The organism is Streptomyces sp. NPDC048192 (genome assembly GCF_043202415.1).
Classification (GTDB): domain Bacteria; phylum Actinomycetota; class Actinomycetes; order Streptomycetales; family Streptomycetaceae; genus Streptomyces.
In genome coordinates this window covers 128,810-137,685 of sequence record NZ_JBIDAL010000002.1, presented here as the reverse complement: position 1 = coordinate 137,685, position 8,876 = coordinate 128,810, and the positions used below count along the sequence as shown (strand labels likewise).

Genomic DNA, 8,876 nt, shown 5'->3' with positions numbered 1-8,876 from the left:
TGAGTCCGTGCCCGGCACCGCCCGCGGGGCCGTCGCCGCGGGGGATCCGCGGGTCAGTGTCGCCGTCATCACCCGCGACCGGCCGGCCAGCCTGCTGCGTACGCTCGACGCGCTGGCCGGGCTGCCCGAGCGGCCGCCGGTCATCGTCGTCGACAACTCCCGCGACGACGGCACCCGCAGGGCCGTGCGCGGCCACCCGGCCCTGGACCGGCTGCTGCGGCCCGCCGCCAACACCGGAGCCCTCGGCCGCAACCTGGCCGTCCGGCACGCCCGCACGCCCTACGTCGCCTTCAGCGACGACGATTCCTGGTGGGAGCCGGGCAGCCTCGCCCGCGCCGCCGATCTCCTCGACCGCCACCCCCGGCTCGGTCTGCTCGCCGCGCGCACCCTGGTGGGTGAGGAGGCCGACGAGGACCCCCTCAACGCCGTCCTCGCCGACTCGCCCCTGCCTCCCGAGCCCGACCTGCCCGGCCGCCCGGTGCTGGGCTTCCTCGGCTGCGCCAGCGTGGTGCGCCGGGAGGCCTTCCTCGCCGTGGGCGGCTTCCACCCGCTGCTCTTCTTCGGCGGCGAGGAGACCCTGCTCGCCTACGACCTGGCCGCCGGCGGCTGGGGCGTCGCCTACGAACCCTCCCTGCGCGCCCGTCACCACCCCGGCACCGAAGGCCGCACCGGCCGCCCCTTCCTGGTCCGGCGCAACCACGTCCTCACCACCTGCCTGCGGCGCCCCTGGCCCGTCGTCCTGCGGGCCGGCGCCGACCTCACGCTCGCCGCAGCGGCGGACCGCCCCGGGGCGCGCCGCGCCCTGAAGGAGGCCGTCGCCCGGTTCCCGGCGGCCCTGGCCCGGCGCCGCGCCCTGCCCCCGCACGTCGAACGCGCCGCCCGCCTGCTCGACCGGCAGCCGGCCGGCCGCCCCGGCCCGGGGGAGGGCGGCGAGCGATGACCCGGGGCGGACCCGACGGCCGTACGACCGTCGTCATGATCACCCACAACCGCCGCGCCGAACTGCTGCGCACCCTGCACCTGCTGCGCCGGCTGCCCGAACGCCCCCGCGTGATCGTCACCGACAACGCCTCACGCGACGGCACCGCCGAGGCCGTCGCCCGCGACTTCCCCGAGGTGACGCTGCTGCGCCCGGGCCGCAACCTCGGCGCCGTCGGCCGCAACCTCGCCGTCCGCCACGTCACCACCCCCTACGTGGCCTTCTGCGACGACGACACCTGGTGGGAGCCGGGCAGCCTGGCCCGCGCCGCCGACCTGCTCGACGCCCGGCCCCGGCTCGCCGCCGTCACCGCGCGGATCGTCGTGGAACCGGACGGCACCGAGGACCCCGTCGTCCGCGAACTGCGCGAGTCCCCGCTCACCGGCCCCGACTGGCTCCCCGGACCGGCCCTCGGCTCCTTCCTCGCCGGCGCCACCGTGCTGCGCACCGAGGCCTTCCGGGCCGGAGGCGGCTTCCACCCCGGCCTGTGGCTCGGCGGCGAGGAGGAACTGCTCGCCTGCGACCTGCTGCGGCAGGGCTGGTGGCTGGCCTACGCCGAGGAACTCACCGTCCACCACCACGCCTCCCGGCTGCGGGACAGCACGGGCCGCCGCATCCTCGGCATCCGCAACACCCTGTGGTTCACCTGGCTGCGCCGCCCCCTGCTGCCAGCGCTGCGCCGCACCGGGCACCTACTGCGGACCGTGCCACGGGACGCCGCCTCGGTGCGCGCGTTCGCCCACGCCACCGCCGGTCTGCCCTGGGTGCTGCGCCAGCGCGACCCGGTGCCGCCGGACCTGGAACGCCGGCTCGCCGCGCTGGAACGGGCCCGCCGCACCTCACCCGCCCGGCGGTACGTCGGCTGAGCCGGCCGCGGCGCGACACGCCCGAGCCGAATCGTTGCATCACCTGTGGGGCCGGAGGCACAGTGAACTCCCGGTCAAGACGCGGCCGGCTGATCCTTCCCGTACCTTCCCAGCCAGGAAGTCCGACGCCCATGGAAAAAGGTCAGCTGTCCCGCCCCCGGGCCCGCCCCGGCGGCCCCGCCCCGCTGCTCCTGCAGACCGTGCACGAGCACCGGCCGGAGACCGGCGCGGTCAGCGTCCTGAAGGCGCGGGGCACGGTCGACGCCTCCAACGCCGTGGAGTTCTCCGAGGCGCTCGCCGAGCACATCGCCCAGGCCGACCGGGCCGACGAGCACGCCGTCCTCGACATGACCGAGGTGTACCTCGCCTGCGCCGCCGCCGTGCGGTCCGTGGACCGGGCCACCGGGGTCCTCGCCTTCTCCGGCCGCGCCCTGCCCGTCGTACAGCCCCGGCCGCACGTGCGCGAGGCGCTGCGCGCCGCCGGGCTGCCCGGCGTCCGGGTGCACGCCACCATGGCGTCGGCCCTGAGCTCGCTGGAAGCCCGAAGACGCACGGGCCCCGCACCCGGCGGCACCGATTGGTGAGCGCACGGCAGGCGAGCGCGGGCCCGGCCCCGACCGGCGCGGTGGATGGCGCGGCCGGCCGCCGGGCCCCTACCGTGGCCGGTGGTCGGGAAGAGGCCGCCCCAGTCCGTCGCGACGTCCCGCCCGGGTGATGCCATGAAGCCCTCTTCCGACCCGCCCGCCGCTCCGGCACGGCTCGTCATCGAGTCCTCCGTCGTCGAGGGGCTGCCCGCCGAGGGAGCGCTGCTGCTGCGCATGTCCGGCAGCCTCGACGCCGCGGGCGCCCAGGCCTGGTCGGCGGAGCTGCGCGGCCACCTCGAGCAGGCCGACCGCGCGGGACTCAGGCCCGTGCTCGACATGGCCCACGTGCAGCTCGGCGGTGCCGCCGTACTGCACACGCTCAGCGAGACGACCCGGGCCCGCACGGGACGGCCGGACCTGATCATCGTCCGGGCCCGCCCCGGAGTGCGCGAGGCGGTGCACCTGGCTCGTCTGGACGGCGTACGGCTCTACGCCACCCTCGACGAGGCGCTGCGCGAGCTGGCCCGCGCCGCCTCACCGGTGGAGGACCTGCCCGCCTGGCGGACGCAGATGGCGGATCCGCTGCGGCCCAGTTACGAGGACCTGCGCACGGAGGTCCGCGCGCTGCGGGCCCGGGTGCGCACCGCCCCGGTCATCGGCATGGCGCAGGGCGTGCTCATGGTCCGCTACGGCCTGCCGGACTCCGCCGGCGCCTTCCGGGCGCTGCGCGACGCCTCGCAGCGGTTCAACGTGCCGTTGCGCGTCCTCGTCTCCGCCGTCGTCGTGGCCCGGCCCCCGCACGGCGAGGTGTGGTTCCCGGGCCGCCGCTCCCTGCCGGTGCCGCAGCTGCGGATCCTCGCCCGGGACGGCCGCGACCCCCGCTACCGGCGGCAGATGATCGACGCCGTGCTGCACGAGGCCCTGGCCATCGCGCGGGCCCCGGCCGGATATGTGCGGTTCGTCGACCCGGCCGTGAACGCGCTGGTCCCGGAGACCCATTACGGCTGCCCGGACGCGTTTCTCGACCACCTCGTGCGGGGCTGGGAGGAGGGCACGGCCGACGCGCTCGCCCGGCTGCGCGGACGCCGGGTGAGCGTGCCCGACGTGGCCGCCGACGCGCTGCTCTCCGAGGAGCCGCGGCGCGTCCTGCTCAGCACGGGCACCGCCGCCCTGCAGAGCATCCCGGTGCTGTCCTCGGCCGGCTCCTGCACCGGCGTGATCACCCTGCACTGGCCCGACGCCGGGCACCGGCCGGCCCCGGCCCAGGCGGAGGCCCTCGGTCTGCTGGCCGCGGACGCGGCGGCCTGGCTGAGCTGGTACCACCGCTCCGTGCTCCTCGACGCCCTCGAGCACCTCCACCGGGTGCTGACCGCCACCGCGCCGCCCGCCGAGCACGGCATGGGTGACCCGGGCCGGCCGGGGAACCCGGACCCCGCACGCAGCACGCACCACCCGGAGGGAGTCCGGCGCATGTCGAATCCGCAGCAGCCCGAACAGCGGCGCAGTGACAAGGGTGGCGCCACCCCGCAGGACAGCGGAGAGCTCAAGGCCCGCCAGACGGCCGGCCAGGGCGCGGGCGCCCGTCCGCACGGCACGGACAAGGGCCGCAAGGGCGGCGGCGAAGGCGGCGGCACGCCTCCGGCGCAGCGCCCCGACCACCCTGAGTGAGCCCACAGCCCGTCCTGGGCGCCGCCGGGTGAGCGCACCGACAGATGCGCTCACCCGGCGGCGCCCGCTTCGGCCGCGGGCCGTAGCGGCCGATTACGCTCGCCGTATGCGTATCTCCGTCTCCTCCGACATGGACGAACCCGTGGCCCGCCTTCTCCTCGACGAACTGAGACGGCGCGGCCACGACGTGCGCCCGCACGGGGCGCTGCGGCCCGGGGCCGACGCCCAGTGGGCGGCCTGCTCGGAGGCGGCCGCCCGGGAGGTCGCGGACGGCGCCGCCGACCAGGCGGTGGTGTGCTGCTGGACCGGCACCGGCGCGTCCATCGCGGCCAACAAGGTGCCCGGCGTGCGCGCCGCGCTGTGCACGGACGCCGCCACCGCGGACGGCGCCCGCCGCTGGAACGACGCCAACGTCCTCGCGCTGAGTCTGCGCCTGACCTCCGAGCCGCTGCTGAAGGAGATCCTGGACGCCTGGTTCGCCGCCGAACCCAGCGACGACCCGGAGGACCGGCAGAACGTGGCCCACGTCGGCCGCCTGGACGCCACCAGGACGGATTCCCGGCGTTCCTAGCGGCGTACGGCGCCCGACGCGCGGTGCGGTGTACGGACTCGGGCGTGGCGACTCAGTGGGCGCCGAGTCCGCCGCCGCCGAACGAGCCGCTGGAACCCCGGCTCCAGCGCGGACGGTCCTTCGACGCGCTCGGCCTGGAGTCCATGTTGCTCAGCTCGTACGGGGTGAGCGGGCGGCCGCCCTCGGATGTCCGGGGGACCTCCTGGGACTCCCTGTTCTGCCGGAGCTCGCCCACCGGGCCCTCCGGCGGCAGCTTCGGCTGCTCCTCGGGCCGCGGCCGGGGCGACTCACGGTACTTGACCCGGGAGTTCATCCACGCTCCCGCAGCGACCAGCGCCGCCGTGCCCACACCGGCCACCAGGAACATGACGAGACCCATCAGGCCGCTCGCCGCGGCCAACTGCATCGATGCGGTAGTCATAGGAGAGGGATACCCCTCCCAGAGCGGGACGAACCGGACATGTGTGTGGCTGTCCCGCAGGGTGGTTTGCGCCCCCGCGCCCCGGCTACCCGCAGGGTGTGACATCGCCGACTTCGCAGCAGCTCTACCGGTTCCTGGAGGACCGCTTCGCCTGCGCCCAGGCGTGCACGGAGTGCGCCCGGGCCTGCGCCGTGCGCGCGAGCCTGGTCGACCCCGACGGCGCCGAGTCCAACGAGCGGGTGCGCAGGCTCGGCATCATGTGCGCCGAGGTGTGCGACGCCACGTGCCATCTCCTCGGCGAGGAGAGTCTGAAGGACGAGGGGGAGATCCGGGTCAGGCTGGAGTGGTGCCGCTCTGTCTGCCTGGAGTGCGCCCGCGCCTTCGACTCGCAGTCCGGCGCCGAGTCCGCCGCGGCGTCCTGCCGCGCCTGCGCCGAGGCGTGCTCCGAGTTCCTGCACAGCCTCGGCTGACCTCCCGGCCCAGCCCTGGATCGGCTCCGGGACGCGGCGCTAGCCTGCGGGCATGGGCGACCCCGGGCTGTTCACACCGGACTCCGTGACCTGGCAGATGCACGGTGACCCCATGATGTGGGTCGCCGGCGTCCGCGCGCTCTACCTCCAGGCCCTGCACCCGCGAGCGGTGCGCGGAGTCATGCAGAACTCCGACTTCCGCAGCGACGCCTGGGGCCGGCTGATGCGCACCGCGGACTTCGTCGGCACGACGACGTACGGCACGACCGAGGCCGCCGAGCGGGCCGGCGCCCGGGTGCGCAGGATCCACAGCATGCTGAAGGCGACCGACCCGGACACCGGCGAGCGCTACGGCGTCGACGAACCCGACCTGCTGCTGTGGGTGCACTGCGCGGAGATCGACTCCTACCTGCACGTCCTGCGCCGCTCCGGCTTCCCCCTCACCGAGGCCCAGGCCGACCGGTACATCGCCGAGCACCGGGTCAGCGCCCGCCTCGTCGGACTCGACCCGCGGACCGTCCCCGCGAGCCGGGCCGAACTCGCCGCGTACTTCACCGCGGTGCGCCCGCGCCTGGCGGCGGGACCCGAGGCACGCGCGGTGGACGACTTCCTGCTCCGCCCACCGGCGCACCCCCTCCTCGTCCCGGCGCGCGAGGTGCTGTGGCGGCGCGTGGCGCAGTTGGCATACGCCGCTCTGCCGCCGTACGCCCACGCGCTGTACGGCAGACCGGCCCCCGCACCCGCGGCCGTCACCCGCCGGCTGCGGGCCACGGGCGCCCTGCTGCGGTGCGTTCCAGCACGTCTGCGCTGGCAGCTGCCGCCCAAACACATCCTGCGGGCCATGGCGAGGCTGGGACCGCAGGCGCGTCCGGCACCGTACAAAGTCCGGCCATAGGCCGCCATACTGGACGAGCAGGGGGGCGGCGCGGACCGGCCGGCGCGGTGGTGGCCGGGCGCGGTGCCGTGCGGCCTCCCGGCGGCGGGGGCGGACGGCGACGGGGGCGGCGGATCGCTATGGGGGAGAACAGGCTGGTCCAGGGCCGGTACCGGCTGCTCGACCTGATCGGGCGCGGCGGTATGGGCGAGGTGTGGCGGGCCCGGGACGAGTCCTTGGGCCGGCGGGTCGCGGTGAAGTGCCTCAGGCCGCCGGGGCCGTACCACGATCCGTCCCTCGCCCCCGTCCTGCGGGAGCGGTTCCGCCGCGAGGCCCGGGTCGCCGCCGCCCTGTCGCACCCTGGGGTGACGGTCGTCCACGACTTCGGCGAGTACGACGGGATCCCGTACCTGGTCATGGAGCTGCTGGAGGGCCGTGACCTGAGCCGGCTGCTGGCGGACGGCAAGGGGCATCCGCTGCCGGTGGACGACGTGCTCGACATCGCCGGTCAGGTCGCCGCCGCCCTCGCCCACACCCACAAGCAGGGCGTCGTCCACCGCGACCTGAAGCCGGCCAATATCGTGCGGCTGACCGACGGCACCGTGAAGATCTGCGACTTCGGCATCGCCCGCCTCGGCCACGACATCGGCATCACGGCCCGCTTGACCGGCACCGGCGTCGCCCTCGGCACCCCGCACTACATGTCCCCCGAACAGATCGGCGGCGACGGGGTGGACCAGCGCAGCGACCTGTACTCACTGGGCTGCGTGCTGTACGAGATCGCCACCGGCGCCCCGCCGTTCGACCTGGAGGACGCCTGGGCGATCCTCCTCGGGCACCGCGACACTCCGCCCACGCCCCCGCGTGCACTCCGTCCCGACCTGCCCGGACACCTGGAGGACGTCATCCTCGGCCTGCTCGCCAAACGGCCCGAGGAACGGCCGTACGACGCCGGGGAGTTGGTCCGCCGGCTCCGGGACGTCCGTACAGCGGGCGCCTCCGTCACCGCGGACGGGATCCCGCAGAGGCGCAGCGCGGCCCGCCTGCCGTCCTGGACCTGCGGCATGACCACCGGCCACAAGGCGCTCGGCACGGGACCCGGCGCCCTGCCCCCGGACGCCGGGGCGGCACTGTCCGGCCGCTGGAACGCACCCCGGCGGGACGCGCTGCCGTGCCCGGCAGGCGACCGCCGCGGCGGCCAGGCACCCGGGGCCGTACGGCGGGCCATGCCGGTCCCGCGCGCGGAGCCCACCGCCCCCGGCGGCCCCGGTACGCTGGCCGGCCGGTACGAGTCCGCCGGCGCCCTGCTCCGCGCCGGCCGTGCCACCGAGGCGCTGGCCGCCTACACCGACCTCGCCGAGGCCGCAGCCCGGCTGCTCGGCGCCGACCACCCCGACACCCTCGCCGCCCGCCAGGAGACCGCCTACGCGCTGGGCCGGCTGGGCCGCCACGCCGAGGCCCACCAGGTGTACGCGGAGGTGCTGGCCGCCCGGGTGCGCGTCCAGGGCCCCGACCACCCCGACACCCTGCGCTGCCGGCACAACCTGGCCTGCGCCCTCGGCCGGCTCGGCCGCCTGGACGACGCCTGCCGCACGGCTCGGGAGGCGGCCGCCGCCCGCGCCCGGGTGCTCGGCCCCGACCACCCCGACACCCTGGTCTCGCGCTGCGAACTCGCCTACGTCCAGGGCCAGTCGGGCCGCTGGGAGGAGGCGCTCGCCCTGTACCGCGCGGTCGCCGAGGCCCGGGCCCGGACGCTGGGCGCCGACCATCCCGACACCCTCGCCGCCCGCTACGAGACCGCCCTCAGCCTCGGCCGGCTCGGCCGCAGCGCGGACGCCCTGCGCGTGTACCGCGAGCTGATCAGGGACCGCACCCGCGTCCAGGGCCCCACCCACCCCGAGACCCTGCGCGCCCGGCACGGCGTCGGCGTCCACCTCGGCCGGCTCGGGCGCTGGGAGGACGCCCTCGCCGAGGCCCGGGACGTGTGCCTGCTGCGCGAGCAGACCCTGGGCCCCGCCCACCCCGACACGCTCGTGAGCCGCCGCGAGGTCGCGGTCGCCCTCGGCTGGCTGGGACGCTGGACGGAGGCCCTCACCGAGTACCGGCGCCTCGCCGCCACCCGCGAGCAGACCCTCGGCCCGGACCACCCCGGCACCCTCGCCGCCCGCGACGACGAGGCACACTGCCTGGAGCGGCTCGGCCGCACCGCCGAGGCGGCCGACCTGTACCGCAGGGCCGCGGCGCTCCGCCGGCGGCCGGCACCGGACGGAACCTGACCCCGCGCCCGCCGACCGGGACCGGCGGGGCGGTCCTGACCCCGGGACAGCCATGGCGCTCCGGCCCGCGGACGTGTGGTCGAGCGCCCCCGAGCCCGCCTCGACCCGCCCGGCCCGCGGGGGCAGGGCACACCTCTGGCCGTCGTGGATCATCACGTGTTACGAAG

9 protein-coding genes are annotated in these 8,876 nt (G+C 76.5%); 8 read left to right on the top strand and 1 reads right to left on the bottom strand.

Annotated features, from left to right (window positions below; all coding sequences use genetic code 11):
* The first annotated feature begins 7 nt into the window (after positions 1–7).
* The 5 genes from ACGFZN_RS03445 to ACGFZN_RS03425 all read left to right on the top strand — a co-directional run bounded on the left by ACGFZN_RS03445 (position 8) and on the right by ACGFZN_RS03425 (position 4,668).
* Positions 8–940: a glycosyltransferase family 2 protein gene (locus tag ACGFZN_RS03445; protein WP_393857177.1), complete on the top strand. Its 933-nt coding sequence runs from the start codon at positions 8–10 to the stop codon at positions 938–940.
* The gene (locus ACGFZN_RS03440) at positions 937–1,845 is read left to right on the top strand and encodes a glycosyltransferase family 2 protein (protein WP_393856790.1); all 909 of its coding nucleotides are present in this window, start codon (positions 937–939) and stop codon (positions 1,843–1,845) included. The genes ACGFZN_RS03445 and ACGFZN_RS03440 overlap by 4 nt, the downstream gene beginning before the upstream one ends.
* 131 nt (positions 1,846–1,976) lie before the next feature.
* Entirely contained in the window at positions 1,977–2,429 is a 453-nt protein-coding gene (locus ACGFZN_RS03435; RefSeq protein ID WP_393856789.1) for an STAS domain-containing protein, read from the top strand.
* Between the two features lie 135 nt (positions 2,430–2,564).
* The gene (locus tag ACGFZN_RS03430) at positions 2,565–4,097 is read left to right on the top strand and encodes an ANTAR domain-containing protein (protein ID WP_393856788.1); all 1,533 of its coding nucleotides are present in this window, start codon (positions 2,565–2,567) and stop codon (positions 4,095–4,097) included.
* Between the two features lie 106 nt (positions 4,098–4,203).
* Positions 4,204–4,668 carry an RpiB/LacA/LacB family sugar-phosphate isomerase gene (locus ACGFZN_RS03425; protein ID WP_393856787.1) on the top strand — a complete coding sequence of 155 codons (465 nt, stop codon included), beginning with the start codon at positions 4,204–4,206 and terminating at the stop codon, positions 4,666–4,668.
* A 52-nt stretch (positions 4,669–4,720) separates the two neighbouring features.
* Here the strand turns inward: ACGFZN_RS03425 and ACGFZN_RS03420 are convergent, their stop codons facing one another.
* A complete protein-coding gene (locus ACGFZN_RS03420; protein WP_393856786.1) occupies positions 4,721–5,089 on the bottom strand; it encodes a DUF6479 family protein in 369 nt (122 codons plus the stop codon).
* Positions 5,090–5,187: 98 nt separating this feature from the next.
* On the opposite strand from ACGFZN_RS03420, the gene ACGFZN_RS03415 reads away from it, so the two are divergent.
* The 3 genes from ACGFZN_RS03415 (at position 5,188) to ACGFZN_RS03405 (ending at position 8,709) form a co-directional block, all read left to right on the top strand.
* Positions 5,188–5,559, top strand: a complete 372-nt coding sequence (locus ACGFZN_RS03415) for a ferredoxin (RefSeq protein WP_393856785.1) — start codon at positions 5,188–5,190, stop codon at positions 5,557–5,559.
* Positions 5,560–5,611: 52 nt separating this feature from the next.
* Positions 5,612–6,454 (top strand): oxygenase MpaB family protein, encoded by an 843-nt coding sequence (locus ACGFZN_RS03410; protein ID WP_393856784.1) that lies wholly within the window; start codon positions 5,612–5,614, stop codon positions 6,452–6,454.
* Between the two features lie 119 nt (positions 6,455–6,573).
* Positions 6,574–8,709, top strand: a complete 2,136-nt coding sequence (locus tag ACGFZN_RS03405; protein ID WP_393856783.1) for a tetratricopeptide repeat protein — start codon at positions 6,574–6,576, stop codon at positions 8,707–8,709.
* Positions 8,710–8,876: the final 167 nt, after the last annotated feature.